Genomic DNA, 25,868 nt, shown 5'->3' on the forward strand with positions numbered 1-25,868 from the left:
TCCTCACCCGGGTCGGCTATGCCGAGGGCGGGGCCGGCGATGTCGTACCGGTCGCCGAGGTACTCGCGGGCCTCATCGGGCAGCAGGGACAGCAGACGTTCGTCGGCGGCGACAACTACACCGAGATGTTCCGCGACCCGGCCACCCTGAAGGCCATCCGCAACACCACCATCTGGGTGGTCGTCGCGCCCGCCCTGCTGACCGGCCTGGGCCTGATCCTGGCCGTCCTGGTGGAGAAGGTCCGCTGGGCCACGGCCTTCAAGCTGCTGCTCTTCATGCCGATGGCGGTGTCCTTCCTCGCCGCCGGCATCATCTTCCGGCTCGCCTACGACCAGGACCCGAACAAGGGCGTGCTGAACGCGGCCGTCGTCTCCGTCCACGACGCCTTCGAGGGCACCTCCTCGTACCCGACGGCACGAGGCCGGGTGGGGCTGCTGGACCAGGGCCGGGACGGCTCCTACCTCAGCCACGCGGCCGTGTCCCCGGGCCACACGGTGAACCTCCCGATGGTCGGCGTCCTGCCCAAGGACCTGCCCCGGGGCGCCGAACCCGCCTCCCGGGGGGCCGCGCATCCGGCCGCGGCCGGTGAGGTGCGCGGTGTCGTCTACCTCGACTTCACCCCCGGCGGAGGAGGCAGACAGGGCGAGGTCGACCCGAAGGAGAGCGGCCTGCCCGGCATGAGCGTCGAAGCGGTGCGCGACGGGGGCACGGTCGCGAGCACGACCACCGAGGCCGACGGCTCCTTCCGCTTCACCGGACTGCACCCGGGCTCGTACACGCTGAAGCTGCCGGAGTCGAACTTCGCCGCGCCCTACCAGGGCGTCTCCTGGCTCGGCCCGACGCTCGTCACCCCGGCGATCATCGGCGCGTACCTGTGGATCTGGACCGGCTTCGCGATGGTGCTGATCGGCGCGGGCCTGTCCGCCCTGCCCCGGGACGCGCTGGAGGCGGCCCGGATGGACGGCGCGAACGAGTGGCAGATCTTCCGCAGGATCACCGTCCCGCTGCTCGCGCCCGTGCTCACCGTGGTCTTCGTGACCCTGGTGATCAACGTGATGAAGGTCTTCGACCTCGTCTACATCATCGCGCCCGGGCCGGTGCAGGAGGACGCCACCGTCCTCGCGACCCAGATGTGGCTCGTGTCCTTCGGCGGCGGCAACAACCAGGGGCTCGGCAGCGCCCTCGGCGTGCTCCTGCTGCTCCTGGTGATCCCCGCGATGGTGTTCAACGTCCGCCGCTTCCGGCAGAGTCAACGATGAGGAGTCAGCGATGAACGCGATCAGGCGAGGCCTGGGCAACGGCCTGGTGCAGGCCTTCCTCGTGGTGATCGGCCTGGTCTGGCTGACCCCGCTGGCGGGGCTGTTCGTGTCGTCCCTGCGCTCGGCGCAGGACACGGCGAAGGGCGGCTGGTGGACGGCCCTGGCGAGCCCCGGCCAGTTGTCCTTCGCCAACTACTCCGCGCTGCTGAAGAACTCCGGCATGACGCAGGCCTTCTGGAACACGGTCCTGATCTCGGTGCCGGCGACGACGCTCGTCGTGGTGATCGCGGCACTCGCCGGATACGCCTTCGCCTGGCTGGACTTCCCGCTCAGGGAGCCGCTGTTCCTGCTGGTGGTGGCCCTGCTGGTGGTGCCGGTGCAGATCGGCCTGCTGCCGGTGGCCAAACTCTTCGGCGCGCTGGGCCTGTTCGGCACGATCCCCGGGGTCGTCCTCTTCCACGTGGCCTACGGTCTGCCCTTCGCGGTGTTCCTGCTGCGGAACTACTTCGCGGAGATGCCGAAGGAGATGCTGGAGGCGGCACGGATGGACGGCGGCAGCGAGTGGCGCATCTTCACGCGCCTGGTGCTGCCGGTGGGCCGGCCCGCGATCGCCTCGCTCGCCATCTTCCAGTTCCTGTGGGTCTGGAACGACATGCTGGTCGCCCTGCTGTTCGCCGACAGCTCCTCCCAGCCGCTGACCGTGGAACTGCAGTCCCAGATCCGGCAGTTCGGCAGCAACATCGACGTCCTGGCCCCGGGCGCGTTCCTGTCCCTCATCGTGCCGGTGGTGGTCTTCTTCGCCTTCCAGCGGCACTTCGTACAGGGCGTGATGGCGGGCTCGGTCAAGTGACCGAGCCCCGCCCGCGACGACCCGGGACGGCGCCGCGGCGCCGCCTCAGCCGTGGAAGGTGATGTAGCCGTTGCCGTCCCGGTCGTCGTGGGACTTGGTGTAGGCGTGGGTGTCCGCGTGGGCGCCGGACGACTTGTACAGGTAGATGGTGTCCTTGTCGTTGTTCCAGAGGAAGTTGCAGTTCTGGCGGTAGACGACGTTGCCGGCGTCCGAGTCGGTGCCCTTGCCCCCGCGCAGCTTCACGTAGTCGCCGGGCTCGAGGTAGTGGTTCGACGGGAACGTGAACCGGTTGCCGGCCGCGTCCTTGACGACGTAGCCCTTGAGGTTCACGGTCGAGCTGTGCGAGTAGTTCTTGATCGTCAGGTACTCGCTCCTGGTGTTGCCCGTACTGCAGCTGTTGGAGTCCCGCCCCGGGGCGTCGTACTGGACGCCCTTGATCTTCAGGGCGGAGGAGTACTCGGTGGCCTGGGCCGGAGCGGCCAGGATGACGGCGAGCGTGCCGGCCGTGGCGGTGACGGCCAGCGCGGAGCGTATACGCATGAGGTCCCCCCTCAGTGGTGCGGATGCAGCGGCAGGAGCTTACACAAAAGTTGAGTGCTGTATGAACATTTCGCGTGGAAACGGTGAAGGCGCTGGTTGAGGGGGTGTCAGCGCACGCGAAGAGGGCGGCAGGGGATTCCCCTGCCGCCCTCTTCGTTCAGTGAATCACCGGCTCACGGTGAAGCCGGCGGGTACAGCGACCTCGGCAACTGCGAAGCGGCGGCCGAGTCCAGGAGCCACAGCGTGCGCGAGCGGCCCTGCGCCCCCGCCGCCGGAGCCTGGATCTCCCCGGCGCCCGACAGCGCGATGGCCGCGGCCTCCGCCTTGTCCTCACCGGCCGCGAGCAGCCACACCTCGCGGGCCGAACGGATCGCCGGCAGGGTCAGACTGATCCGGGTCGGCGGCGGCTTGGGCGCGCCGTGCACGCCGACCACCGTCCGCTCGGTCTCCCGTACGGCCGGCAACTCCGGGAAGAGCGAGGCCACATGGGTGTCCGGGCCGACGCCCAGCATCAGGACGTCGAAGGCCGGCACCGAGCCGTGGTTCTCCGGACCGGCCGCCTTCGCGAGCTCCGCCGCGTACGCCTCCGCGGCCGCCTCCACGTCCGCGCCGTAGGGGCCGTCGGAGGCGGGCATGGCGTGCACACGCTCCGGGTCCAGCGGCACGGAGTCCAGCAGGGCCGCGCGGGCCTGCGTGACATTGCGCTCGGGATCGCCCTCGGGGAGGTAGCGCTCGTCGCCCCACCACAGGTCGAGCCGGGCCCAGTCGATGGCGTCCCGGGCCGGTGCCGCCGCCAGCGCGGCCAGCAGGCCGTTGCCGTTGCGGCCGCCCGTGAGGACCACGGACGCGGTGCCCCGGGAGGCCTGCGCGTCCACGATCTTCGTGATCAGGCGGGCCGCGGCGGCCTGCGCCATCAGCTCCTTGTCGCGGTGGACGACCAGCTGCGGAGTGCTCACTTCGCCGTCGCCTTCCTTGCCGGTGCCTTCTTGGCGGTCTTCGCCGCCGCCTTCTTCGCGGGCGCCTTCGCGGCCTCCTCGACCGGCTCCGGCTCGGCGACCGGCTCGGCGGCGGACCCGGTCGGTTCCCGCGCGGGCTGCTCGGACGCCTGCTCCGGCGCCGCGTTCAGCCGCTCCACGCCGTAGCGCAGCGCCGACGCGTAGGTGTCGTCCGGGTCAAGCCGGCGCAGCTCCTCCGCGATCAGCTCGGCGGTGTCGCGCCGCTTCAGCGCCACCGCGCGGGCCGGCTGGCCCTGGATGGTCAGCGTGGCCAGCGAGCCGTCCGCCCGGTCCAGGACGATCGGTCCGCAACTGGTCCCCATGCGGACGGCCGTCAGGCCGGGGCCCGAGGACAGCGAACGCTTCACCGGGACGTCCAGCCGGTCCGCGAGCCACATCGCCAGCAGCTCACAGCTCGGGTTGAACTCCTCGCCCTCCACCTCGACGGTCTGCACCTCGCAGGTGACCTGGTCCAGGGCCGCCGCCAGCATCGAGCGCCACGGCGTGATCCGGGTCCAGGACAGGTCGGTGTCGCCGGGCGTGTAGGCCTCGGCCCGGGCGGACAGCTCCCGCACCGGCTGCTCGGCGGCATAGGTGTCGGTGACCCGGCGCTGGGCGAGCGCGCCCAGCGGGTCCTTCGCCGGGTCGAGCGGGGCGTTCACCGGCCACCACACGACGACCGGCGCGTCCGGCAGGAGCAGCGGCAGCACCACCGAGTCGGCGTGGTCGGAGACGTCGCCGTAGGTGCGCAGCACGACCGTCTCGCCGGTGCCCGCCTCCGCACCCACCCGCACCTCGGCGTCGAGCCGCGAGGAGGTGCGGTCGCGCGGGGTGCGCGAGACCCGCCGGATGACCACCAGCGTGCGCGAGGGGTGCTCGCGCGAGGCGTCGCTGGCGGCCTTCAGGGAGTCGTAGGCGTTCTCCTCGTCGGTGACGATGACGAGGGTCAGGACCATGCCGACGGCGGGGGTGCCGATGGCGCGACGGCCCTGCACGAGCGCCTTGTTGATGGCGCCGGCGGTGGTGTCGGTCAGGTCTATCTTCATGGCCGGCGCCAGCTCCGTCCGTCTCGTGCGAGCATCTCGTCCGCCTCCACGGGACCCCAGGTGCCCGACTTGTACTGCGCGGGCCTGCCGTGCTTGTCCCAGTACTCCTCGACCGGGTCGAGGATCTTCCAGGACAGCTCGACCTCCTCCGTGCGCGGGAAGAGGTTGGCGTCGCCGAGCAGCACGTCCAGGATGAGCCGCTCGTACGCCTCCGGGCTGGACTCCGTGAACGACTCGCCGTAGGCGAAGTCCATGGACACGTCCCGGATCTCCATCGAGGTGCCCGGCACCTTCGAGCCGAACCGCACGGTCACGCCCTCGTCCGGCTGGACGCGGATGACGATCGCGTTCTGGCCCAGCTCCTCCGTCGCCGTGGTGTCGAAGGGGGAGTGCGGGGCGCGCTGGAAGACGACCGCGATCTCCGTCACGCGGCGGCCGAGGCGCTTGCCGGTGCGCAGGTAGAAGGGGACGCCCGCCCAGCGGCGGTTGTCGATCCCCAGCTTGACCGCGGCGTACGTGTCGGTCTTCGACTTCGGGTCGATCCCGTCCTCTTCGAGGTAGCCGATGACCTGCTGGCCGCCCTGCCAGCCCGCCGCGTACTGGCCGCGCACGGTGTTGCGGCCGAGGTCCTTCGGCAGCCGTACCGCGCCGAGGACCTTCTCCTTCTCCGCGGCCAGCGCCTGCGCGTCGAAGGAGGCGGGCTCCTCCATCGCGGTCAGCGCGAGCAGCTGGAGCAGGTGGTTCTGGATGACGTCACGCGCGGCGCCGATGCCGTCGTAGTAGCCGGCCCGGCCGCCGATGCCGATGTCCTCGGCCATGGTGATCTGCACGTGGTCGACGTACGACCGGTTCCAGATCGGCTCGAACATCGTGTTGGCGAAGCGCAGCGCCAGGATGTTCTGGACGGTCTCCTTGCCGAGGTAGTGGTCGATGCGGAAGACCTGGTCCGAGGAGAACACCTCGTGCACGACCTTGTTGAGCTCCTCGGCCGACTTCAGGTCGTGTCCGAACGGCTTCTCGATGACCGCGCGCCGCCAGGAGCCGCCCGACTGGTCGGCCAGCCCGTGCTTCTTCAGCTGCTGGATGACCACCGGGAAGGAGCGCGGCGGCACCGAGAGGTAGAAGGCGAAGTTGCCGCCCGTCCCCTGTGCCTTGTCCAGCTCCTCGATGGTGGCGCGCAGCCGCTCGAAGGCGTCGTCGTCGTCGAAGGTGCCCTGGACGAAGCGCATCCCCTGGATGAGCTGCTGCCAGACCTCCTCGCGGAACGGCGTGCGCGAGTGCTCCTTCACCGCGTCGTGCACGACCTCGGCGAAGTCCTCGTGCTCCCAGTCACGGCGGGCGAAGCCCACCAGGGAGAAGCCCGGCGGCAGCAGACCCCGGTTGGCGAGGTCGTACACCGCGGGCATCAGCTTCTTGCGCGACAGGTCGCCCGTGACGCCGAAGATGACCAGGCCCGACGGCCCCGCGATGCGCGGGAGCCGTCGGTCGGCCGGGTCACGAAGCGGGTTCGCTCCGGAACCGGAAAGGGGTGACAACTCAGCCCTCCGAAGGGGCGAGGCGCTCGAGCTCCGCCTGGGTGGACTTCAGCAGGTCGTTCCAGGACGCCTCGAACTTGTCGACGCCCTCGTCCTCCAGCACCTGCACGACGTCGTCGTACGAGATGCCGAGCTTCTCCAGCGCGTCCAGGTCGGCCCGGGCCTGCTCGTAGGTGCCGCTGACCGCGTCGCCGCGGATCTCACCGTGGTCGTCGGTGGCCTCCAGCGTGGCCTCCGGCATGGTGTTGACCGTGTTCGGCGCCACCAGCTCCTCGACGTACATGGTGTCCTTGTACGCCGGGTCCTTCACACCGGTGGAGGCCCACAGCGGACGCTGCTTGCGGGCGCCCGCCTTCTCCAGCGCGTTCCAGCGGTCCGAGGAGAAGACCTCCTCGTACGCCTGGTAGGCGAGGCGCGCGTTGGCCACGCCCGCCTTGCCGCGCAGCGCCTTGGCCTCGTCGGTGCCCAGCTCGTCGATCCGGCGGTCGATCTCGGTGTCCACGCGGGACACGAAGAAGGACGCCACGGAGCGGATCAGCGAGAGGTCCAGGCCGCGCTCCTTGGCCTTCTCCAGGCCGGAGAGGTAGGCGTCCATGACCTTGCGGTAGCGCTCCAGCGAGAAGATCAGCGTGACGTTGACGCTGATGCCCAGGCCGATGACCTCGGTGATCGCCGGCAGACCCGCCTCGGTGGCCGGGATCTTGATCAGCGTGTTGGGGCGGTCCACCAGCCAGGCCAGCTGCTTGGCCTCGGCGACGGTCGCCTTGGTGTTGTGCGCGAGGCGCGGGTCGACCTCGATGGAGACCCGGCCGTCCTGGCCGTCCGTGGCGTCGAACACGGGGCGCAGGATGTCGGCGGCGTCGCGGACGTCCGCCGTGGTGATCATGCGGATGGCCTCTTCGACGGTGACCTTGCGGGCGGCGAGGTCGGAGACCTGCTGGTCGTAGCCGTCGCCCTGCGAGATGGCCTTCTGGAAGATCGTCGGGTTGGTCGTGACGCCCACGACGTGCTGCTGGTCGATCAGCTCGGCAAGGTTGCCGGACGTGATCCGCTTGCGCGACAGGTCGTCCAGCCAGATCGCGACGCCTTCCTCGGAGAGGCGCTTGAGTGCGTCTGTCATGGAATTACATCTCCTACGTGTCGATATGAGCGTCAGCGCTGTGCGGCGGTGATGGATTCCCGGGCCTTGGCGGCCACGTTCTCGGCAGTGAAACCGAACTCGCGGAAGAGCACCTTGCCGTCGGCGGACGCACCGAAGTGCTCCAGGGAAACGATGCGGCCGGCGTCCCCCACGTACTTGTGCCAGGTCAGGCCGATGCCCGCCTCCACGGCGACACGGGCCTTGACGGACGGCGGCAGCACGGAGTCCCGGTACCCCTGGTCCTGCTGCTCGAACCACTCGACGCACGGCATGGACACCACACGCGTGGGGACCCCGTCGGCCTGCAGCCGCTCACGCGCCTCGACGGCCACGTGCACCTCGGAACCGGTGGCGATCAGGACGACCTGCGGCTCGCCGCCGTCGGCCTCGAACAGGACGTAGCCACCGCGGGCCGCGTCCTCGTCGGGCTCGTACGTCGGCACGCCCTGGCGGGTCAGCGCCAGACCGTGCGGCTGGCCCTTGCCGAACTCCTTGGTGTAGCGCTTGAGGATCTCGCGCCAGGCGATCGCGGTCTCGTTGGCGTCGGCGGGACGCACGATGTTCAGACCCGGGATCGCGCGCAGCGAGGCCAGGTGCTCGACCGGCTGGTGGGTGGGGCCGTCCTCGCCGAGGCCGATGGAGTCGTGCGTCCACACGTACGTCACCGGCAGGTGCATCAGGGCCGACAGGCGCACCGCGTTGCGCATGTAGTCGGAGAAGACGAGGAAGGTGCCGCCGTACACGCGGGTGTTGCCGTGCAGCGTGATGCCGTTCAGCTCCGCGCCCATGGAGTGCTCGCGGATACCGAAGTGGATCGTGCGCCCGTACGGGTTGGCCTCGGGCAGCGGGTTGCCCTCGGGCAGGAACGAGCTGTCCTTGTCGATCGTGGTGTTGTTCGACCCGGCGAGGTCGGCGGAGCCGCCCCACAGCTCGGGGATCACCGCGCCGAGCGCCTGCAGCACCTTGCCGGAGGCGGCACGGGTGGCGACACCCTTGCCCGGCTCGAAGACCGGGATCTTCTCCTCCCAGCCCGTGGGCAGCTCGCCCTTGCTGATGCGGTCGAACTCGGCGGCCCGCTCCGGGTTGGCGTCCCGCCACACCTGGAGGGACTTCTCCCACTCGGCCTTCGCCTGGGCACCGCGCTCCAGGGCCTTGCGGGTGTGGGCGATCACCTCGTCCTCGACGGCGAAGTGCTGCTCCGGGTCGAAGCCGAGGACGCGCTTGGTGGCCGCGACCTCCTCCTCGCCCAGCGCCGAGCCGTGCGCGGCCTCGGTGTTCTGCGCGGACGGGGCCGGCCAGGCGATGATCGAGCGCATGGCGATGAACGACGGCCGGTCCGTGACCTGCTTGGCCTCCTGGATAGCGGCGAAGATGGCCTGCGGGTCCAGGTCGCCGTTGTCCTGGGCCTCCACGCGCTGCACGTGCCAGCCGTAGGCCTCGTAACGCTTGACCGTGTCCTCGGAGACGGCCGTCTCGGTGTCGCCCTCGATCGAGATGTGGTTGTCGTCCCACAGCAGGATCAGGTTGCCGAGCTTCTGGTGGCCGGCCAGTGAGGAGGCCTCCGCGGAGATGCCCTCCTGGAGGCAGCCGTCACCGGCGATGCAGTAGATGAAGTGGTCGAAGGGGGACTCGCCCTGCGGAGCCTGCGGGTCGAACAGACCGCGCTCGTAACGGGCGGCCATCGCCATGCCCACCGCGTTGGCGACACCCTGGCCGAGCGGACCGGTGGTGGTCTCGACGCCCTTGGTGTGTCCGTACTCCGGGTGACCGGGGGTCTTCGAACCCCAGGTGCGGAACGACTCCAGGTCCGCAAGCTCCAGGCCGAATCCGGCCAGGTAGAGCTGCGTGTAGAGGGTCAGGGACGAGTGGCCGGCGGACAGCACGAAGCGGTCGCGCCCGACCCACTGCGGGTCGGCGGGGTCGTGCCGCATCACCTTCTGGAAGAGGGTGTAGGCGGCCGGGGCCAGGCTCATCGCCGTACCGGGATGGCCGTTGCCGACCTTCTGTACGGCGTCGGCGGCCAGGACGCGGGCGGTGTCCACGGCCCGCTGGTCCAGCTCGGTCCACTCAAGGTCTGCGGTGGTCGGCTTGGTGCTCACCCTGGGTCAGGGCTCCTCTCCACATGTCGGTCGCCGGTCTTCGGGGCATGCTTCGAGGCATGCGCCCACCCGGCCGCCGGCGGGGTTTCTGCCCGCCGGACGCTGTCGAGCCTACCCTCGTAAGGACGTGCGTTTTTTCGAGTGTTTCCAGACTGCCGGGACTCCGCGCGATCCGCCTCCCGACTGGCCGACAACGTGTTTGGCACATGAATACGGAGGCGGTCATCTGAGCGCTCAATCGAGTGGTGGGGCACCTCTTCTGGGACGTCCGCCAACACGACCCCACCCCCGCGAAGGCCGGGGTATGGGCAACGTCTAAAGTGGCGTGGTACGCGCGAGCCTTTACCGGGACTTCACACGGGGGGCTCGCTGGGATGTCTCTGTCAGGGGTGTGCGTGACGGCCGTCGAATCACGTCCAGCGGGCGTGCTGGGTGGTGCGAGCCAGGGCCCGGTTCACCGGCCGTTCGGGGCCCGTGTCAAGGCGTTCGTGGCTCTGACCAAGCCGCGGATCATCGAGCTGCTGCTCATCACCACCGTTCCGGTGATGTTCCTGGCGCAGCAGGGTGTGCCCGATCTGAAGCTGGTCCTGCTGACCTGCGTCGGCGGCTACCTCTCGGCGGGCGGCGCCAACGCGCTGAACATGTACATCGACCGTGACATCGACGCCCTGATGGACCGCACCTCGCAGCGGCCGCTGGTGACCGGCATGGTCAGCCCGCCCGAGTGCCTGGCCTTCGGCATCACCCTCGCCGTCGTCTCGACGCTGCTGTTCGGCCTCACCGTCAACTGGCTGAGCGCCTGGCTGTCGCTCGGAGCGCTCCTCTTCTACGTCGTCGTCTACACGATGATCCTCAAGCGGCGTACGTCGCAGAACATCGTGTGGGGCGGCATCGCGGGCTGCCTCCCGGTGCTGATCGGCTGGTCGTCGGTCACGAACTCGATGTCCTGGGCGCCGGTCATCCTCTTCCTGGTCATGTTCTTCTGGACGCCGCCGCACTACTGGCCGCTGTCCATGAAGGTCAAGGAGGACTACGCGCGCGTGGGCGTGCCGATGCTCCCGGTCATCGCCTCCAACAAGGTCGTCGCCCGGCAGATCGTCATCTACAGCTGGGTGATGGTCCTGGTCTCCCTGCTGCTGACCCCGCTCGGCTACACCGGCTGGTTCTACACGGTGGTCGCCCTCGCGGCCGGCGGCTTTTGGCTGTGGGAGGCGCACGGGCTGCAGAACCGGGCGAAGGCCGAGGTGACCGGCGTGAAGCTCAAGGAGATGCGCCTGTTCCACTGGTCGATCACCTACGTGTCGATCCTCTTCGTCGCGGTCGCGGTGGACCCGTTCCTGCGCTGAGCCGCCCTTCTCCGTCCGACGGGAGGGGTGCGTGGTCAAGGCCACGCACCCCTCCCGTCGCCGTTTGATCTACCCGTCGGTAGCATCCTGGCCATGGCAGACACGCAGCAGGTTGACGCGAGGGCCGAGCGCAAGGTGGCCAAGCTCGCCCGGGAGATCAGCGCCTTCTCCAAGGCACACGGCGGCGCCGAGGGCCAGGTGGCGCACATCGGCGAGCGCGGCGCCCGGATCGTCCTCGTCGGCGAGGACGGCGGCTGGGGCGACCTGGTGGCACCCAGCACCGAGATCGCCGAGAAGGCCGTCGAGAAGGCGGGCATCACGGTCCACGAGTCCTTCGACGGCGAGTTCGCGGCGAAGGTGACGACCGGTGCGTACGAGTGGAAGCGGATGGCCGGCATCCAGGTGGGCGGCTGAGCGGCCGAGCGCGACCTCGACCCCGGTTCACCCGTTAGGACGTGTAGGCCAGCGCAGCGCCCACGCGTCCCACGGGGAGTCCCGGATGATCGAAACGCCGTCCCTCGTGGACCAGTACTGCCACGGCGTACTGCGTACGGAGCTGGGCCTCGGCACCTTCGAGGCACAGCTCGCCCGCACCGAGGGGCCGCCCGCGCCCGGCACCACCCTCTTCGACACCCAGACCGGCTTCGCCGTACGGCGCTGGTGCCCGCCCCTGCTCGGCCTGGAACCGCACTGCCCGCCCGCCCGCTATCTGGCCCGGCGCCGGGAACTGGGCGTCCTGGAAGCGGGCCGCAGGCTGCTGCGCGGCAGCGGCATCACCACCTACCTCGTCGACACCGGCCTGCCCGGCGACCTCACCGGCCCCGGCGACATGGCCAGCGACGGATCCGCCGATGCCCGCGAGATCGTCCGGCTGGAGTTGCTCGCCGAGCAGGTCGCCGACACCTCCGGCACCGTCGAGTCCTTCCTCGCCAACCTCGCCGAGTCCGTGCACGGGGCCGCCGCGCACGCGGTCGCCTTCACCTCCGTCGCCGGCCTCAGGCACGGCCTGGCGCTCGCGCCCGAGCCGCCGGGGCCGGGTGAGGTGCGAGGAGCGGCGGGCCGCTGGCTGGCCGGGCGGCGGGTCGGCGGTGCGCTCAGCGACCCGGTGCTGCTGCGGCACCTGCTGTGGATCGCGGTCGCCTCGGGCCTGCCCCTGCAACTGCACGCGGGACTCGGCGAGCCCGGCTCCCGCATCGACCGCACCGACCCTGTGCTGCTCACCGACTTCGTGCGGGCCACGGCCGGTCTCGGCACCGACCTGATCCTGCTGCACGGCTACCCGTACCACCGGCACGCCGCTCACCTGGCCGGTGTCTTCCCGCACGTGTTCGCCGACTCGGGCGCGGCGCTCGTGCGCACCGGCGCCCGGGCGGCCACGGTCCTCGCCGAGATCCTGGAGCTGGCGCCCTTCGGCAAGATCCTCTTCTCGACCGGCGCGCACGGCCTGCCCGAGCTGCACGTGGTCGGCGCCCGCCTCTTCCGCGAGGCCCTGGGCCGTGTCCTCGGCACCTGGGTGGCCGAGGGGGCATGGTCCCTGGAGGACGCCCAGCGGGTGGCCCGGCTGATCGCGGCGGACAACGCGCGCCGGGTTTACGGACTGCGGTGAGCTGTCCAGACTGAGCGGATGCCGACCGCATCCTTACTCGAACGGTTCCTGGACGCCCTGTCGCCGCTGCGGCCCCGCGCGCTCTGGGCGCACGGCTCATTGGCCGGCGGCGACTACCGGGAAGGCCGCAGCGACCTGGACCTGATCGCCGTACTGCCGCAGCCGGTGGGGCCGCGGACCGTGCGGCAGGTGGTGCGGCTGCACCGGCGCCTGCGGGCCGAACCGCTCGCCGCCAAGCTGCACTGCAGCTACCTCGCCCCGGCCGTCCTGGGCGATCCGGACCGCTCACACCTGACCTGGGCGCACGGACGCGTGACGCGCCGCCCGGTCACCCCCGTCACCCGGCGCGAGCTGCACGACTTCGGCCGGGTCCTGCACGGCGAACCGCCGGGGGGCCTGCTCCCGCCGGTGGCCGACGAGCAGCTCCACGCCTTCGTCGTACGCGACCAGCGGGACTACTGGCGGCCGGCCGTGGACAGGGCCCGGCTGTGGCAACAGGACGTCTGGGTCGACCTGGGGCTGCTGACCTTCGCCCGCGCCACGGTGACCCTGCGGGACGGGCGGCTGGTCTCGAAGCGGGAGGCGCTGGCCGAGCTGTCGTCGCTCGGCGCACCCGCCGAGGTCCTCGCGGACATCGGCCGCCGACGCTACGACACCGACCCCGACACCGACCCCGACACCGGCACCGACTCCGGTCGGGCCCCCGCCACCGGGCACTGGCTCGCCCGCCGCGCCGATCTGACCCGCGGCTTTCTGGGGCCGGCGATCGACGCGCTGGTCACCACGTACGGGTGACGGCACCTCTCAGGCGCGGGTGCCCACCGTCACCTCGGCCGCGGGGCCGGGCAGGTCCAGGCCCGCCTCCGGGCGCTCCCGCAGGGACAGCAGCACGCGCAGGGCGCCGATCCACACCAGGCACGAGCCGAACATGTGCAGGCCGACCAGGAGCCCGGGCAGGTGCGTGAAGTACTGGACGTAGCCGATGACGCCCTGGGCGAGCAGGACCAGGAAGAGGTCGCGGGTCCGGTCGAGGGGGCCCTTGGGGGCGTCGACCGCCTTGAGGACGAACCACAGGGCGAAGGTGAGCGTCACCACGATCCAGGCGAGCACCGCGTGCAGCTTGGCGACGGTCTCCCAGTCGATCGGGATGCGCTTGACGTCGCTGGAGTCGCCCGCGTGCGGGCCCGCGCCGGTGACGACGGTGCCGGCCGCGATCAGCAGGACGGAGGCGGTGACGAGGAACCACACCAGCTGCTGCACGGCCTTGCCGACCAGCGGCCGGGGCGCGTCGTCACCCTCACGGGTGCGCTGCCACATCACCACGGCGACCGCGACGAGGGCGGAGGCCAGCAGGAAGTGCGCCGCGACCGTGTAGGGGTTGAGCCCGACGAGCACCACGATGCCACCGAGGATCGCGTTGCCCATGACCAGCCAGAACTGCGTCCAGCCCAGCCGGGTCAGACTGCGCCGGTACGGCTTCTGGGCCCGGGCGGCGATGATCGCCCAGCCCACCGCGGCGCACAGCACGTACGTCAGCATGCGATTGCCGAACTCGATCGCGCTGTGATAGCTCAGCGCGTTCGTCGGGGTCAGCGAGCCGTCGGTGCACTCCGGCCAGGTCGGGCAGCCGAGGCCCGAGGCGGTCAGGCGGACGGCGCCGCCGGTCACGACGATGACGACCGACATGACCAGCGCGGCGAGGGCCGCCCGCCGGACCGTCCGTGGGTCGGGGGTCCAGCGGTCGGCGATGAAGGCGAGCGGGTTGCGCAGAGCCGCGGCGGCGTCGGCGGGGTTCAGCTTGGACACGCGCACCATGGTAGGCCGCCGCTTGTGCACGCGTTCACGAGGGTCACTCCCAGCGCGTTCACGAGGGTCACTCCCAGCGCGTTCACGAGGGTCACTCCCAGCGGAAGAACCTGCCCGCGGCGGCGAGGCCGAGAACGGCCCACACGGCGAGGATCCCCAGGTCGCCCCACGGTGTGCCGGTGCCGTGCTGGAGCACGTCCCGCAGCCCGTCCGAGAGGGCGGAGATGGGCAGCAGGCCGAGGACGTGCTGCCCGGCCGGGCCGAACTTGTCCAGCGGCACGATGACCCCGCCGCCGACGAGCAGCAGCAGGAACACCAGGTTGGCCGCGGCCAGCGTCGCCTCCGCCTTCAGCGTGCCCGCCATCAGCAGCCCGAGCCCGGAGAAGGCGGCCGTGCCGAGGACCAGCAGGAGCAGCACGGCGGCGGGGTCGCCGTGCGGGGACCAGCCCAGCGCGAACGCGATCACCGTCAGCAGGATCACCTGGAGAACCTCCGTGACCAGCACGGACGCCGTCTTCGCGGCCATCAGGCCCCAGCGGGGCAGCGGCGAGGAGGCGAGCCGCTTCAGCACGCCGTAACGGCGCTCGAAGCCCGTCGCGATGGCCTGCCCGGTGAACGCCGTCGACATCACGGCCAGGGCCAGGACGCCCGGCGCCAGGAAGTCGACGGCCTTGCCCTTGCCGGTGTCCACGATGTCCACCGAGCTGAAGAGCACCAGCAGCAGCGTCGGGATGACCACCGTCAGGAGCAGCTGCTCGCCGTTGCGCAGCAGCATCTTCGTCTCCAGGGCCGCCTGCGCCGCGATCATGCGGGGGAGCGGCGCCGCACCCGGCTTCGGGGTGTACGTACCGACGGTCACGACCGCAGCTCCTTACCGGTGAGCTCCAAGAAGACGTCCTCCAGCGTGTGCCGCTCCACCGAGATCCGGTCCGGCATCACGCCGTGCTGCGCGCACCACGAGGTCACCGTGGCCAGCAGCTGCGGGTCGACCTTGCCGACGACCCGGTAGGCGCCCGGGGTCAGCTCGGCGGCCGTGCAGTCGGCCGGGAGGGCCTTGAGCAGGGAGCCGACGTCGAGGCCGGGCCGGCCGGTGAAGCGCAGCGTGTTCTCGGCGCCGCCCTTGCACAGCTCCTCGGGGGAGCCCTGGGCGATGACCCGGCCGCCGTCGATGATCGCCACGTCGTCGGCGAGCTGCTCGGCCTCGTCCATGTGGTGCGTGGTGAGGATCAGTGAGACGCCGTCGGCGCGCAGGTCCCTCACCAGGTCCCAGGTGGCCCGGCGGGCCTGCGGGTCGAGACCGGCGGTCGGCTCGTCCAGGAACACCAGCTCCGGGCGGCCCACCACGGCCATGGCGAGCGCGAGCCGCTGCTGCTGGCCGCCGGAGAGCCGGCGGTAGCCGGTCCGGCCGCACGAGTCGAGGCCGAGGCGTTCGATCAGCGCGTCCACGTCGAGCGGGTGCGCGTGCAGCTTGGCCACGTGCCGCAGCATCTCGTCGGCGCGGGCGCCCGAGTAGACGCCGCCGGACTGCAGCATCACGCCGATGCGGGGACGCAGCTCGGCGGACTGCCGTACCGGGTCGAGGCCCAGGACGCGCACCGTGCCGGAATCCGGCCTCCGGTACCCCTCGCAGGTCTCGACCGTGGTCGTCTTCCCCGCCCCGTTGGGGCCGAGCACGGCGGTCACGCCTGCCCCGGCCACCAGGTCGAGGCCGTCCACCGCGGTCTTCGTGCCGTACCGCTTCACCAGGGCCTGGACCTGGACGACGGGCTCACTTCGCATGAACCCAGAGTCTAGGGAGACCGCCTGCCGATCAGACGCGGGGGTGCGGGAACTCCTCCGCACGGGGCCGGTGCACCGGCAGCCACCGCTCGGCGTAGGCCACGGCGTCCGCCACCGGGAACAGCCGTGCGTCCGCCGCGCCGACCCGTCCGCGCACGACGGGCCGGTCCCGTTCGAAGTCGTGGCCCAGCTCGTCGAACCGGTCCGAGTCGATCGACACCTCGATCACCGTCTCCCAGCCGCCGCCGGGGCCGGGCCGGCCGACCCGGACGCGGGGCGCGGGTGTCCGGTACTCGGCCAGGTGGAACGCCGTGCAGGAGTCGTAGCCCGCGCCGAGCAGCAGTACCCGGGCGCCCCGCCTCTCCAGCCGGGCCAGCGGGCTGTGCTCACCGAGCCGGCAGTCGGGGGCGTGGCCCTCGGTGATCTCCCGCGCCCGGGCGCCGACGGCGGCGAAGGAGGTCTGCGGATGGGCGCTGCGCAGGGCGCCCGGCCAGGTCCGCACGGTCTCCGGAATCACGCCGACCCCGAGCGAGGGGGTGATCAGCGGGTCGTAGGCGGGCATGGTGGCGCGGATCCGGTCCCACCACTCCTCGGGCACCGGCGGGTTCCCCCACACGGCCGGGTCGGACTGGTCGGCGGTCTGCGTGGGCACCACGAGCGTGCCGGACGGGCCGAGGGCGTCGAGGAGCGCCTGGACGACGGCGACGGCGCCTCCGTTGACCCAGCCGAGGGAACTGAGCGACGAATGTACGAGAAGGGTCTCGCCGGTCCCGACACCCAGCAGGCGCAACTGGGCGCAGAGGCCGTCCCGGGTGACAAGAGGGCCGGTCGGAGCGGGTGTGGGCATGGTTCGGGAGTCTCCCGGACGGCGCTCGCCGACGCCACCGGATTGCGCACGTCAGCGACCCCGGATGATCGATCAGAAGATCGTTTCCGCAGGTCACATTAGGTATGCCTAAGTGACGCAGGGCACCGGCCGGTGATCCGGACGGCGCTTGTCAGGCTCCGCGGAATTACGCAACAATGGCGTTGTGAAAAACGTCGGTGAGGCTCGGGAGACCCCCACGGGGACCCCGCAGGAGGAGCTCGCGACCGGGGAGCGCTCGACGCGCAACCGGGTCGCGCGGTCGATCCTGGATCACGGCCCGTCGACCGTCGCCGAACTCGCCGGCCGGCTGGGACTGACCCAGGCGGCCGTCCGGCGTCACCTGGACGCGCTGGTCGCGGACGACGTGGTGGAGGCGCGCGAGCAGCGGGTGTACGGCACGCGCACGCGTGGCCGTCCCGCCAAGGTCTTCGCACTGACCGACTGCGGCCGGGACGCCTTCGACCAGTCCTACGACAAGCTCGCCGCGGACGCGCTCCGCTGGATCGCCGAGCAGGGGGGCGGCCCCGAGGCGGTCGTCGCCTTCGCCCGCGCCCGGATCGCCGCCCAGGCGAGCGCGTACCGCAAGGCGATCGAGGCCGTCACGCCGGACAAGCGGGCCGAAGCGCTGGCCAAGGCCTTGAGCACGGACGGGTACGCTGCAACGGCGCGCAGCGCACCGGTCGGCGAGCAGCTGTGCCAGCACCACTGCCCGGTGGCCCACGTCGCGGAGCAGTTCCCGCAGCTGTGCGAGGCGGAGACGGAGATCTTCGCCGAGCTGCTGGGTACTCACGTCCAGCGACTGGCGACCATCGCGCACGGCGACGGCGTCTGCACGACGTTCATCCCCAAGATTTCCACTGACGCACCTGCAAGCACGGCCGGGAGGAACCCCGCATGACTCTCCCCACGGAGACTGCTCACCCCGAACTCGAGGGCCTGGGCAAGTACGAATACGGCTGGGCCGACTCCGACGTCGCCGGTGCCTCCGCCAGGCGCGGCCTGAACGAGGACGTCGTCCGCGACATCTCGGACAAGAAGTCCGAGCCGGAGTGGATGACCAAGCTGCGCCTGAAGGGCCTGAAGCTCTTCGAGAAGAAGCCGATGCCGAACTGGGGCTCCGACCTCTCGGGCATCGACTTCGACAACATCAAGTACTTCGTGCGCTCCACGGAGAAGCAGGCGGAGTCCTGGGAGGACCTGCCCGAGGACATCAAGAACACCTACGACAAGCTGGGCATCCCGGAGGCCGAGAAGCAGCGCCTCGTCGCCGGTGTCGCCGCCCAGTACGAGTCGGAGGTCGTCTACCACCAGATCCGCGAGGACCTGGAGGAGCAGGGCGTCATCTTCCTCGACACCGACACCGCCCTGAAGGAGCACCCGGAGCTCTTCAAGGAGTACTTCGGCACGGTCATCCCCGCGGGTGACAACAAGTTCGCCTCGCTGAACACCGCGGTGTGGTCCGGCGGCTCCTTCATCTACGTGCCGAAGGGCGTGCACGTCGAGATCCCGCTGCAGGCCTACTTCCGCATCAACACGGAGAACATGGGCCAGTTCGAGCGGACCCTGATCATCGTCGACGAGGGTGCCTACGTGCACTACGTCGAGGGCTGCACCGCCCCGATCTACAAGTCGGACTCGCTGCACTCCGCGGTCGTCGAGATCATCGTCAAGAAGAACGCCCGCTGCCGCTACACGACCATCCAGAACTGGTCGAACAACGTCTACAACCTGGTCACCAAGCGCGCCGTGGCCTACGAGGGCGCGACCATGGAGTGGGTCGACGGCAACATCGGCTCCAAGGTGACGATGAAGTACCCGGCCGTCTACCTGATGGGCGAGCACGCCAAGGGCGAGACCCTCTCCATCGCCTTCGCGGGCGAGGGCCAGCACCAGGACGCGGGCGCCAAGATGGTCCACATGGCGCCGAACACGTCGTCCAACATCGTCTCCAAGTCGGTCGCGCGCGGTGGTGGCCGCACCTCCTACCGCGGTCTGATCGAGATCGGCGAGGGCGCCGCCGGGTCGAAGTCCAACGTGCTGTGCGACGCGCTGCTGGTCGACACCATCTCCCGGTCGGACACGTACCCGTACGTCGACGTCCGCGAGGACGACGTGTCCATGGGCCACGAGGCCACCGTCTCCAAGGTCTCCGAGGACCAGCTCTTCTACCTGATGAGCCGCGGTCTGTCCGAGGACGAGGCGATGGCGATGATCGTGCGCGGCTTCGTCGAGCCGATCGCCAAGGAACTGCCCATGGAGTACGCGCTGGAGCTCAACCGGCTGATCGAGCTGCAGATGGAGGGCGCGGTCGGCTGATCGCCCACCGCGACACCCCCCGTCAAGCCCATACGTAACGGAAAGCGAGCATTACGACAGCCATGGCTGAGGCCCAGAACATCCCGGTGGGTTCCACCACCGCCGGCTCGATCGCGGTCGCCGCGGAGTCGACCGTCGTCTCGCGCATGAGCGCGCCCCCGTCCTTCGACGTGGCGGACTTCCCCGTCCCGATCGGCCGCGAGGAGGAGTGGCGGTTCACCCCGCTGGAGCGGCTGCGGGGGCTGCACGACGGCACCGCCGTCGCGAACGGCAACGGTGTGAAGGTCGACGTGCAGGCCCCCGAGGGCGTCACCGTCGAGACCGTCGGCCGTGACGACGCGCGGCTCGGCAGGGCCGGCACCCCGGTGGACCGCGTGGCCGCGCAGGCGTACTCCGCCTTCGAGAAGGCCTCGGTCGTGACGGTCCCGAAGGAGACCGTCCTCACCGAGCCGATCCGTATCGCGGTGCACGGCCAGGGCGGCACCGCCTTCGGCCACCAGGTGATCGAGCTGGGCAACTTCGCCGAGGCCGTCGTGGTCATCGACCACACCGGTGACGCGGTGCTCGCCACCAACGTCGACTACGTCCTCGGTGACGGCGCCAAGCTGACCGTCGTCTCCGTCCAGGACTGGGACGACAAGGCCGTCCACGTCGCCCAGCACAACGCGCTGGTCGGCCGGGACGCCTCCTTCAAGTCCGTGGTCGTGACCTTCGGCGGTGACGTGGTCCGGCTGCACCCGCGCGTGGAGTACGCCGGCCCCGGCGGCGAGGCCGAGCTGTTCGGCCTGTACTTCACCGACGCCGGGCAGCACCAGGAGCACCGCCTGCTGGTCACCCACAACACCCCGCACTGCAAGTCGAACGTCGTCTACAAGGGCGCTCTCCAGGGCGAGTCCGCGCACGCGGTCTGGATCGGTGACGTGCTCATCGAGGCCGAGGCCGAGGGCACGGACACCTACGAGATGAACCGCAACCTGGTCCTCACGGACGGCGCGCGCGTCGACTCGGTGCCGAACCTGGAGATCGAGACCGGCGAGATCGTCGGCGCCGGCCACGCCTCCGCCACCGGCCGCTTCGACGACGAGCAGCTCTTCTACCTCATGGCCCGCGGCATCCCGGAGCACGAGGCCCGCCGCCTGGTGGTCCGCGGCTTCTTCGCCGAGCTGGTCCAGCAGATCGGCGTCGCGGACATCGAGGAACGTCTGCTCGCCAAGATCGAGGAAGAGCTGGAGGCTTCGGTCGCATGACGACCTTCGTACGCGCCTGTGGGCTGAGTGAACTGGCAGAGGACACCCCGAAACGGGTGGAACTCGACGGCACGCCGATCTCGCTGGTGAAGACCGAGGGCGAGGTGTTCGCGATCAACGACATCTGCTCGCACGCGAACGTCTCCCTCTCCGAGGGCGAGGTGGAGGACTGCCAGATCGAGTGCTGGCTGCACGGCTCCGCCTTCGACCTGCGCACCGGCAAGCCGTCCGGCCTCCCCGCGACGCGCCCCGTCCCCGTATACCCCGTAAAGATCGAAGGGGACGACGTGCTCGTCTCCCTGACCCCGGAGTCCTGAGGCACCCATGGCTACGCTTGAAATCCGAGACCTGCACGTCACCGTCGAGGCCGACAACGCCACGAAGGAGATCCTCAAGGGCGTCGACCTCACCGTGAAGCAGGGCGAGACGCACGCCATCATGGGCCCCAACGGCTCCGGCAAGTCGACCCTCGCCTACTCCCTCGCGGGTCACCCGAAGTACACGATCACCGGCGGCACCGTCACCCTGGACGGCGAGGACGTCCTGGAGATGTCCGTCGACGAGCGTGCCCGCGCGGGCCTGTTCCTGGCGATGCAGTACCCGGTCGAGGTCCCCGGCGTCTCGGTCTCCAACTTCCTGCGCACCTCCGCCACCGCCATCCGCGGCGAGGCCCCGAAGCTGCGCACCTGGGTGAAGGAGGTCAAGGAGGCCATGGAGCGCCTCAACATGGACCCGTCCTTCGCCGAGCGCAACGTGAACGAGGGCTTCTCCGGCGGTGAGAAGAAGCGCCACGAGATCCTCCAGCTCGAGCTGCTCAAGCCGAAGATGGCGATCCTGGACGAGACCGACTCGGGTCTGGACGTCGACGCCCTGCGCATCGTCTCCGAGGGCGTCAACCGCGTCCGCGAGACCGGCGAGGTCGGCACCCTGCTGATCACGCACTACACGCGCATCCTGCGCTACATCAGGCCCGATTACGTCCACGTGTTCGCCGGCGGCCGCATCGTCGAGTCCGGCGGCCCCGAGCTCGCGGACAAGCTGGAGAACGAGGGCTACGAGGCATACGTGAAGGGTGGCGCATCCGCGTGACACAGCTGCCGGGCCTCCTCGACACCGAGGCGATCCGCAAGGACTTCCCCGTCCTGGACCGTGTGGTCCACGACGGCAAGAAGCTCGTGTACCTGGACAACGCGGCGACCTCGCAGAAGCCGCGCCAGGTGCTGGACGCCCTGAGCGAGTACTACGAGCGCTACAACGCCAACGTCCACCGCGGTGTGCATGTGCTCGCCGAGGAGGCCACGGCGCTGTACGAGGGCGCGCGCGACAAGGTCGCGGCGTTCGTCAACGCGCCGAGCCGCGACGAGGTGATCTTCACCAAGAACGCCTCCGAGTCGCTGAACCTCGTGGCGAACATGCTGGGCTGGGCCGACGAGCCCTACCGGGTGGACCACGAGACCGAGATCGTCATCACGGAGATGGAGCACCACTCCAACATCGTGCCGTGGCAGCTGCTGGCGCAGCGCACGGGCGCGAAGCTGAAGTGGTTCGGCCTCACCGAGGACGGCCGGCTCGACCTGTCCAACATCGACGAGGTCATCACGGAGAAGACGAAGATCGTCTCCTTCGTGCTGGTGTCGAACATCCTGGGCACGGTCAACCCGGTCGAGGCGATAGTGCGCCGCGCCCAGGAGGTCGGCGCGCTGGTCTGCATCGACGCCTCCCAGGCCGCTCCGCACATGCCGCTGGACGTGCAGGCCCTCCAGGCCGACTTCGTGGCCTTCACCGGCCACAAGATGTGCGGCCCGACCGGCATCGGCGTCCTGTGGGGCCGCCAGGAGCTGCTCGAGGACCTGCCCCCGTTCCTGGGTGGCGGCGAGATGATCGAGACCGTCTCGATGCACTCCTCGACGTACGCCCCGGCGCCGCACAAGTTCGAGGCGGGCACGCCCCCGATCGCGCAGGCGGTCGGGCTGGGCGCGGCGATCGACTACCTCCAGTCGATCGGCATGGACAAGATCCTCGCCCACGAGCACGCGCTCACCGAGTACGCGGTGCAGCGTCTGGCCGAGGTCCCGGACCTGCGGATCATCGGTCCGACGACGGCCGAGGACCGGGGCGCGGCGATCTCCTTCACGCTCGGTGACATCCACCCGCACGACGTGGGCCAGGTTCTGGACGAGCAGGGCATCGCGGTCCGCGTCGGCCACCACTGCGCGCGACCCGTCTGCCTGCGCTACGGAATTCCTGCGACCACGCGAGCGTCGTTCTATCTGTACTCCACGCCGGCTGAGATCGACGCACTGGTCGACGGCCTGGAGCACGTACGGAACTTCTTCGGCTGAGAGGCGTGAGCTGAAACCGTGAAGCTGGACTCGATGTACCAGGAAGTCATCCTGGACCACTACAAGAACCCGCACGGGCGTGGTCTCCGGGATGGCGACGCCGAGGTGCACCATGTGAACCCGACGTGCGGCGACGAGATCACCCTCCGCGTGAAGTACGACGGCACCAAGATCGCGGACGTCTCGTACGAGGGCCAGGGCTGCTCCATCAGCCAGGCCTCGGCCTCCGTGCTGAACGAGCTGCTGGTCGGCAAGGAACTGGCCGACGCGCAGAAGATCCAGGAGACCTTCCTGGAGCTGATGCAGTCGAAGGGCCGGGTCGAGCCGGACGACGCGATGGAGGACATCCTGGAGGACGCGGTCGCGTTCGCCGGTGTCTCCAAGTACCCCGCGCGGGTCAAGTGCGCCCTCCTGAGCTGGATGGCGTGGAAGGACGCGACGGCCCAGGCGCTGGATGGCGCCGACGCCGAAAGGAAGACCGCATGAGCGACACCGTCGAGATGAAGCCGGCCTCGGAAGAGGAACTCCGTGAGGCCCTGATGGACGTGGTCGACCCCGAGCTGGGCATCGACGTCGTCAACCTCGGCCTGATCTACGGCATCCATGTGGACGAGTCCAACATCGCGACCGTCGACATGACCCTGACCTCCGCGGCCTGCCCGCTGACGGACGTCATCGAGGACCAGGCCAAGTCCGCCACGGACGGCCTGGTCAGCGAACTGCGCATCAACTGGGTCTGGATGCCGCCGTGGGGCCCGGACAAGATCACGGACGACGGCCGCGAGCAGCTTCGGGCGCTCGGGTTCAACGTCTGAGCCAGGGCCCGGGCAGAGCCCGGGGACAGAGCCCGCGACAAGGGGTCACGGCCATGTGCCGTGGCCCCTTTCGCATGCCCGCATGCCGGCATGCCCGCATACCCGCACACCCGCATGCCGGGACTCCGCCTTCGAGCGGCTGATGCGTACGGCCGTACACATCGTTGTGTACGCTCGTACACATGGGATACCTGATGCTCGCCGGCGCCATAGCCGCCGAGGTCGCCGCGACGACGGCGATGAAGTACAGCGAGGGGTTCAGCCGGCTGGGGCCCTCGCTCGTGACGGCTCTCGGCTACCTCGTCTCCTTCGCGCTGCTCGCCCGGACGCTGAAGAGCGTGCAGATCGGCACGGCGTACGCGATCTGGTCCGGGGCGGGCACCGCGACCATCGCCGTCCTCGGTCTGCTGCTGTTCGGGGAGGGACTGAACACGACCAAGGTCGCCGGGATCCTGCTGATCATCGGGGGAGTGGTGGTGCTGAACCTCGGTGGGGCGAGCCACTGATGCCCCGGCGCTACGACCCCGAGCGGCGCCGGCGGATCATCGACGCCGCGATCCGGGTGGCCGGCCGGGACGGCATCGCCGGGCTGAGCCACCGTACGGTCGCCGCCGAGGCGGACGTCCCGCTCGGCTCCACGACCTACCACTTCGCCACCCTCGACGACCTGCTGGTGGCCGCCCTCTGCCAGGCCAACGAGGGGTTCGCGCAGGTGCTCGACGCGAGCGGGGTCCTGGCCGACACGGGCGGTGACCTCGCGGCCGGTCTGGCCCGCGTCCTCGGCGAATGGCTCGGACGCGACCGGCCGGGCGTGGAGCTGGAGTACGAGCTGTATCTCGCGGCCCTGCGCCGCCCCGCCCTGCGCCCGGTCGCCGCCCAGTGGACGGAGGAGACCGTCCGGGGGCTGACCGCGCGGGTGGACCCGGTGACGGCGCGGGCGCTGGTGGCCCTGCTGGACGGAATCTGTCTGCAGGTGCTGCTCACGGGCGGTTCGTACGACGAGGAGTACGCCCGGGCCGTGCTGGCTCGGGTGATCCCCTGAACCGGCGCCCGGCACGTGAGACACGGTTCGCTCCCGCACCCCGCCCCACGTTAGGTTTTCCCCATGACCGACACTGCTTCCCGTACCACCGGCGCCGTGGCCGCCGGCCTCGCCACGATCGCCTCCGACGGCACCGTTCTCGACACCTGGTTCCCGGCTCCCGAACTGGTCGAGCAGCCGGGTCCGGCCGGCACCGAGCGGCTGTCCGCCGAGCGGGCGGCCCAGCTGCTGGGCGGTGGCGCGACCGCGGCGATCGGCCCGGACGCCCGCCGGGGCGTGGAGGTGGTCGCGGTCCGCACGGTCATCGCCTCGCTGGACGAGAAGCCGATCGACGCACACGACGTCTACCTGCGACTGCACCTGCTCTCGCACCGCCTGGTCAAGCCGCACGGCCAGAGCCTGGACGGCATCTTCGGCCACCTCGCCAACGTCGCCTGGACCTCGCTCGGCCCGGTCGCCGTGGACGACGTCGAGAAGGTGCGGCTGAACGCCCGTGCCGAGGGCCTGCACCTGCAGGTGACCTCGATCGACAAGTTCCCGCGGATGACGGACTACGTCGCCCCCAAGGGCGTGCGCATCGCCGACGCCGACCGGGTCCGGCTGGGCGCCCATCTGGCCGAGGGCACGACGGTCATGCACGAGGGCTTCGTGAACTTCAACGCGGGCACGCTGGGCACCTCGATGGTCGAGGGCCGCATCTCCGCGGGCGTCGTGATCGGCGACGGTTCGGACATCGGCGGCGGCGCCTCCACCATGGGCACCCTGTCCGGCGGCGGCAACGTGATCATCTCCGTCGGCGAGCGCTGCCTGATCGGCGCGGAGGCGGGCGTGGGCATCGCGCTCGGCGACGAGTGCGTGGTCGAGGCCGGCCTGTACGTCACCGCGGGCACCCGGGTCACCATGCCCGACGGCCAGATCGTCAAGGCCCGCGAGCTGAACGGCGCCTCCAACATCCTCTTCCGCCGCAACTCGGTCACCGGCACGGTCGAGGCCCGCCCGAACAACGCGGTCTGGGGCGGCCTGAACGACATCTTGCACAGCCACAACTGACACACGGGCTCCGCTGACCAGCGAGGCTGAAGTAGCCCACGGCTCTGCCCAGTTCAGATGCCGTGGGCTTCTGTCATTGCTGGTCGACGTCGGCTGACCCTGGACGGCCCCGAAACGGCCCGAATATCGCACCGGACCTTCGTTGAGCGTGGTCCGCCGGCATCCCGGGATCGAAGGGGGCAGATA

Annotated in this window: 27 protein-coding genes; 17 read left to right on the forward strand and 10 right to left on the reverse strand. The window is 70.3% G+C overall.

All coding sequences use genetic code 11. The features are described from left to right. On the forward strand, positions 1-1,259 hold a 1,259-nt coding region (locus tag AB0N17_RS23425; RefSeq protein WP_366013381.1), incomplete at its 5' end, for an ABC transporter permease subunit. Positions 1,260-1,269: 10 nt separating this feature from the next. Then, positions 1,270-2,109, forward strand: coding sequence for a carbohydrate ABC transporter permease (locus AB0N17_RS23430; RefSeq protein WP_366013382.1), 840 nt, complete (start codon positions 1,270-1,272; stop codon positions 2,107-2,109). Between the two features lie 45 nt (positions 2,110-2,154). Here AB0N17_RS23430 and AB0N17_RS23435 read toward each other — a convergent pair whose 3' ends face one another. From AB0N17_RS23435 to tkt, 6 genes are all read right to left on the reverse strand, one after another. Next, positions 2,155-2,649 (reverse strand): lamin tail domain-containing protein, encoded by a 495-nt coding sequence (locus AB0N17_RS23435; RefSeq protein ID WP_366013383.1) that lies wholly within the window; start codon positions 2,647-2,649, stop codon positions 2,155-2,157. A 173-nt stretch (positions 2,650-2,822) separates the two neighbouring features. After that, positions 2,823-3,605, reverse strand: a complete 783-nt coding sequence (pgl, locus tag AB0N17_RS23440; protein ID WP_366013384.1) for a 6-phosphogluconolactonase — start codon at positions 3,603-3,605, stop codon at positions 2,823-2,825. Next, positions 3,602-4,690, reverse strand: coding sequence for a glucose-6-phosphate dehydrogenase assembly protein OpcA (gene opcA / locus AB0N17_RS23445; protein WP_366013385.1), 1,089 nt, complete (start codon positions 4,688-4,690; stop codon positions 3,602-3,604). The genes pgl and opcA overlap by 4 nt, the downstream gene beginning before the upstream one ends. Next, complete coding sequence (gene zwf / locus AB0N17_RS23450; RefSeq protein WP_366013386.1) at positions 4,687-6,225, reverse strand: glucose-6-phosphate dehydrogenase; 1,539 nt, start codon at positions 6,223-6,225, stop codon at positions 4,687-4,689. Before zwf ends, opcA begins: the two co-directional genes overlap by 4 nt. Before the next feature lies 1 nt (position 6,226). Then, positions 6,227-7,345 carry a transaldolase gene (gene tal, locus AB0N17_RS23455; RefSeq protein ID WP_366013387.1) on the reverse strand — a complete coding sequence of 373 codons (1,119 nt, stop codon included), beginning with the start codon at positions 7,343-7,345 and terminating at the stop codon, positions 6,227-6,229. A 32-nt stretch (positions 7,346-7,377) separates the two neighbouring features. Beyond that, positions 7,378-9,465 carry a transketolase gene (gene tkt / locus AB0N17_RS23460; protein ID WP_366013388.1) on the reverse strand — a complete coding sequence of 696 codons (2,088 nt, stop codon included), beginning with the start codon at positions 9,463-9,465 and terminating at the stop codon, positions 7,378-7,380. Between the two features lie 374 nt (positions 9,466-9,839). Here tkt and AB0N17_RS23465 point away from each other — a divergent pair, with 374 nt between their 5' ends. From AB0N17_RS23465 to AB0N17_RS23480, 4 genes are all read left to right on the forward strand, one after another. Continuing rightward, complete coding sequence (locus tag AB0N17_RS23465; protein ID WP_366013389.1) at positions 9,840-10,811, forward strand: heme o synthase; 972 nt, start codon at positions 9,840-9,842, stop codon at positions 10,809-10,811. Between the two features lie 93 nt (positions 10,812-10,904). Further along, on the forward strand, positions 10,905-11,225 hold the full coding sequence (locus AB0N17_RS23470) for a hypothetical protein (RefSeq protein WP_366013390.1): 321 nt from the start codon (positions 10,905-10,907) through the stop codon (positions 11,223-11,225). Positions 11,226-11,310: 85 nt separating this feature from the next. Next, the gene (locus AB0N17_RS23475) at positions 11,311-12,417 is read left to right on the forward strand and encodes an amidohydrolase family protein (protein ID WP_366013391.1); all 1,107 of its coding nucleotides are present in this window, start codon (positions 11,311-11,313) and stop codon (positions 12,415-12,417) included. A gap of 18 nt (positions 12,418-12,435) precedes the next feature. Next, on the forward strand, positions 12,436-13,212 hold the full coding sequence (locus AB0N17_RS23480; RefSeq protein WP_366013392.1) for a nucleotidyltransferase domain-containing protein: 777 nt from the start codon (positions 12,436-12,438) through the stop codon (positions 13,210-13,212). Between the two features lie 9 nt (positions 13,213-13,221). Here the strand turns inward: AB0N17_RS23480 and AB0N17_RS23485 are convergent, their stop codons facing one another. The 4 genes from AB0N17_RS23485 to AB0N17_RS23500 form a co-directional block, all read right to left on the reverse strand. Then, positions 13,222-14,232: a COX15/CtaA family protein gene (locus AB0N17_RS23485; RefSeq protein WP_366013393.1), complete on the reverse strand. Its 1,011-nt coding sequence runs from the start codon at positions 14,230-14,232 to the stop codon at positions 13,222-13,224. 82 nt (positions 14,233-14,314) lie between these two features. Beyond that, positions 14,315-15,031: an ABC transporter permease gene (locus AB0N17_RS23490; protein WP_366013526.1), complete on the reverse strand. Its 717-nt coding sequence runs from the start codon at positions 15,029-15,031 to the stop codon at positions 14,315-14,317. A gap of 47 nt (positions 15,032-15,078) precedes the next feature. Further along, on the reverse strand, positions 15,079-16,002 hold the full coding sequence (locus AB0N17_RS23495; RefSeq protein WP_366013394.1) for an ABC transporter ATP-binding protein: 924 nt from the start codon (positions 16,000-16,002) through the stop codon (positions 15,079-15,081). Positions 16,003-16,033: 31 nt separating this feature from the next. Continuing rightward, positions 16,034-16,849: an AAC(3) family N-acetyltransferase gene (locus tag AB0N17_RS23500; protein ID WP_366013395.1), complete on the reverse strand. Its 816-nt coding sequence runs from the start codon at positions 16,847-16,849 to the stop codon at positions 16,034-16,036. 184 nt (positions 16,850-17,033) lie between these two features. Between AB0N17_RS23500 and AB0N17_RS23505 the strand changes: the two genes are divergently transcribed. The 11 genes from AB0N17_RS23505 (at position 17,034) to dapD (ending at position 25,682) form a co-directional block, all read left to right on the forward strand. Beyond that, positions 17,034-17,768, forward strand: a complete 735-nt coding sequence (locus AB0N17_RS23505; protein WP_366013396.1) for a metalloregulator ArsR/SmtB family transcription factor — start codon at positions 17,034-17,036, stop codon at positions 17,766-17,768. Continuing rightward, on the forward strand, positions 17,765-19,186 hold the full coding sequence (gene sufB / locus AB0N17_RS23510) for a Fe-S cluster assembly protein SufB (RefSeq protein ID WP_366013397.1): 1,422 nt from the start codon (positions 17,765-17,767) through the stop codon (positions 19,184-19,186). Before AB0N17_RS23505 ends, sufB begins: the two co-directional genes overlap by 4 nt. Before the next feature lie 62 nt (positions 19,187-19,248). Further along, positions 19,249-20,433, forward strand: coding sequence for a Fe-S cluster assembly protein SufD (sufD, locus tag AB0N17_RS23515; RefSeq protein ID WP_366013398.1), 1,185 nt, complete (start codon positions 19,249-19,251; stop codon positions 20,431-20,433). Then, on the forward strand, positions 20,430-20,750 hold the full coding sequence (locus tag AB0N17_RS23520) for a non-heme iron oxygenase ferredoxin subunit (protein WP_366013399.1): 321 nt from the start codon (positions 20,430-20,432) through the stop codon (positions 20,748-20,750). The genes sufD and AB0N17_RS23520 overlap by 4 nt, the downstream gene beginning before the upstream one ends. 7 nt (positions 20,751-20,757) lie before the next feature. Continuing rightward, entirely contained in the window at positions 20,758-21,522 is a 765-nt protein-coding gene (sufC, locus tag AB0N17_RS23525) for a Fe-S cluster assembly ATPase SufC (protein WP_366013400.1), read from the forward strand. Next, the gene (locus AB0N17_RS23530; protein ID WP_366013401.1) at positions 21,519-22,775 is read left to right on the forward strand and encodes a cysteine desulfurase; all 1,257 of its coding nucleotides are present in this window, start codon (positions 21,519-21,521) and stop codon (positions 22,773-22,775) included. The genes sufC and AB0N17_RS23530 overlap by 4 nt, the downstream gene beginning before the upstream one ends. Before the next feature lie 18 nt (positions 22,776-22,793). Then, entirely contained in the window at positions 22,794-23,261 is a 468-nt protein-coding gene (sufU, locus tag AB0N17_RS23535) for a Fe-S cluster assembly sulfur transfer protein SufU (RefSeq protein WP_366013402.1), read from the forward strand. After that, the gene (locus AB0N17_RS23540) at positions 23,258-23,590 is read left to right on the forward strand and encodes a metal-sulfur cluster assembly factor (RefSeq protein WP_151783435.1); all 333 of its coding nucleotides are present in this window, start codon (positions 23,258-23,260) and stop codon (positions 23,588-23,590) included. Before sufU ends, AB0N17_RS23540 begins: the two co-directional genes overlap by 4 nt. A gap of 182 nt (positions 23,591-23,772) precedes the next feature. Then, positions 23,773-24,096 carry a multidrug efflux SMR transporter gene (locus AB0N17_RS23545; protein ID WP_366013403.1) on the forward strand — a complete coding sequence of 108 codons (324 nt, stop codon included), beginning with the start codon at positions 23,773-23,775 and terminating at the stop codon, positions 24,094-24,096. After that, positions 24,096-24,632, forward strand: coding sequence for a TetR family transcriptional regulator (locus tag AB0N17_RS23550; protein ID WP_366013404.1), 537 nt, complete (start codon positions 24,096-24,098; stop codon positions 24,630-24,632). Before AB0N17_RS23545 ends, AB0N17_RS23550 begins: the two co-directional genes overlap by 1 nt. A gap of 63 nt (positions 24,633-24,695) precedes the next feature. After that, positions 24,696-25,682 (forward strand): 2,3,4,5-tetrahydropyridine-2,6-dicarboxylate N-succinyltransferase, encoded by a 987-nt coding sequence (gene dapD, locus AB0N17_RS23555; RefSeq protein WP_366013405.1) that lies wholly within the window; start codon positions 24,696-24,698, stop codon positions 25,680-25,682. Positions 25,683-25,868 lie beyond the last annotated feature (186 nt).

The organism is Streptomyces sp. NPDC051133, from assembly GCF_040682635.1.
Classification (GTDB): Bacteria; Actinomycetota; Actinomycetes; order Streptomycetales; family Streptomycetaceae; genus Streptomyces.

Coding starts and splice junctions, on each gene's coding strand:
- AB0N17_RS23475 (WP_366013391.1), top strand. CDS start 11,311: ATGATCGAAACGCCGTCCCTCGTGGACCAGTACTGCCACGGCGTACTG.
- AB0N17_RS23495 (WP_366013394.1), bottom strand. CDS start 16,002: ATGCGAAGTGAGCCCGTCGTCCAGGTCCAGGCCCTGGTGAAGCGGTAC.
- AB0N17_RS23480 (WP_366013392.1), top strand. CDS start 12,436: ATGCCGACCGCATCCTTACTCGAACGGTTCCTGGACGCCCTGTCGCCG.
- AB0N17_RS23485 (WP_366013393.1), bottom strand. CDS start 14,232: ATGGTGCGCGTGTCCAAGCTGAACCCCGCCGACGCCGCCGCGGCTCTG.
- sufC (WP_366013400.1), top strand. CDS start 20,758: ATGGCTACGCTTGAAATCCGAGACCTGCACGTCACCGTCGAGGCCGAC.
- AB0N17_RS23490 (WP_366013526.1), bottom strand. CDS start 15,031: ATGATCGCGGCGCAGGCGGCCCTGGAGACGAAGATGCTGCTGCGCAAC.
- AB0N17_RS23520 (WP_366013399.1), top strand. CDS start 20,430: ATGACGACCTTCGTACGCGCCTGTGGGCTGAGTGAACTGGCAGAGGAC.
- dapD (WP_366013405.1), top strand. CDS start 24,696: ATGACCGACACTGCTTCCCGTACCACCGGCGCCGTGGCCGCCGGCCTC.
- AB0N17_RS23465 (WP_366013389.1), top strand. CDS start 9,840: ATGTCTCTGTCAGGGGTGTGCGTGACGGCCGTCGAATCACGTCCAGCG.
- AB0N17_RS23545 (WP_366013403.1), top strand. CDS start 23,773: ATGGGATACCTGATGCTCGCCGGCGCCATAGCCGCCGAGGTCGCCGCG.
- AB0N17_RS23500 (WP_366013395.1), bottom strand. CDS start 16,849: ATGCCCACACCCGCTCCGACCGGCCCTCTTGTCACCCGGGACGGCCTC.
- AB0N17_RS23550 (WP_366013404.1), top strand. CDS start 24,096: ATGCCCCGGCGCTACGACCCCGAGCGGCGCCGGCGGATCATCGACGCC.
- tal (WP_366013387.1), bottom strand. CDS start 7,345: ATGACAGACGCACTCAAGCGCCTCTCCGAGGAAGGCGTCGCGATCTGG.
- AB0N17_RS23435 (WP_366013383.1), bottom strand. CDS start 2,649: ATGCGTATACGCTCCGCGCTGGCCGTCACCGCCACGGCCGGCACGCTC.
- sufD (WP_366013398.1), top strand. CDS start 19,249: ATGGCTGAGGCCCAGAACATCCCGGTGGGTTCCACCACCGCCGGCTCG.
- AB0N17_RS23540 (WP_151783435.1), top strand. CDS start 23,258: ATGAGCGACACCGTCGAGATGAAGCCGGCCTCGGAAGAGGAACTCCGT.
- opcA (WP_366013385.1), bottom strand. CDS start 4,690: ATGAAGATAGACCTGACCGACACCACCGCCGGCGCCATCAACAAGGCG.
- sufB (WP_366013397.1), top strand. CDS start 17,765: ATGACTCTCCCCACGGAGACTGCTCACCCCGAACTCGAGGGCCTGGGC.
- AB0N17_RS23470 (WP_366013390.1), top strand. CDS start 10,905: ATGGCAGACACGCAGCAGGTTGACGCGAGGGCCGAGCGCAAGGTGGCC.
- AB0N17_RS23430 (WP_366013382.1), top strand. CDS start 1,270: ATGAACGCGATCAGGCGAGGCCTGGGCAACGGCCTGGTGCAGGCCTTC.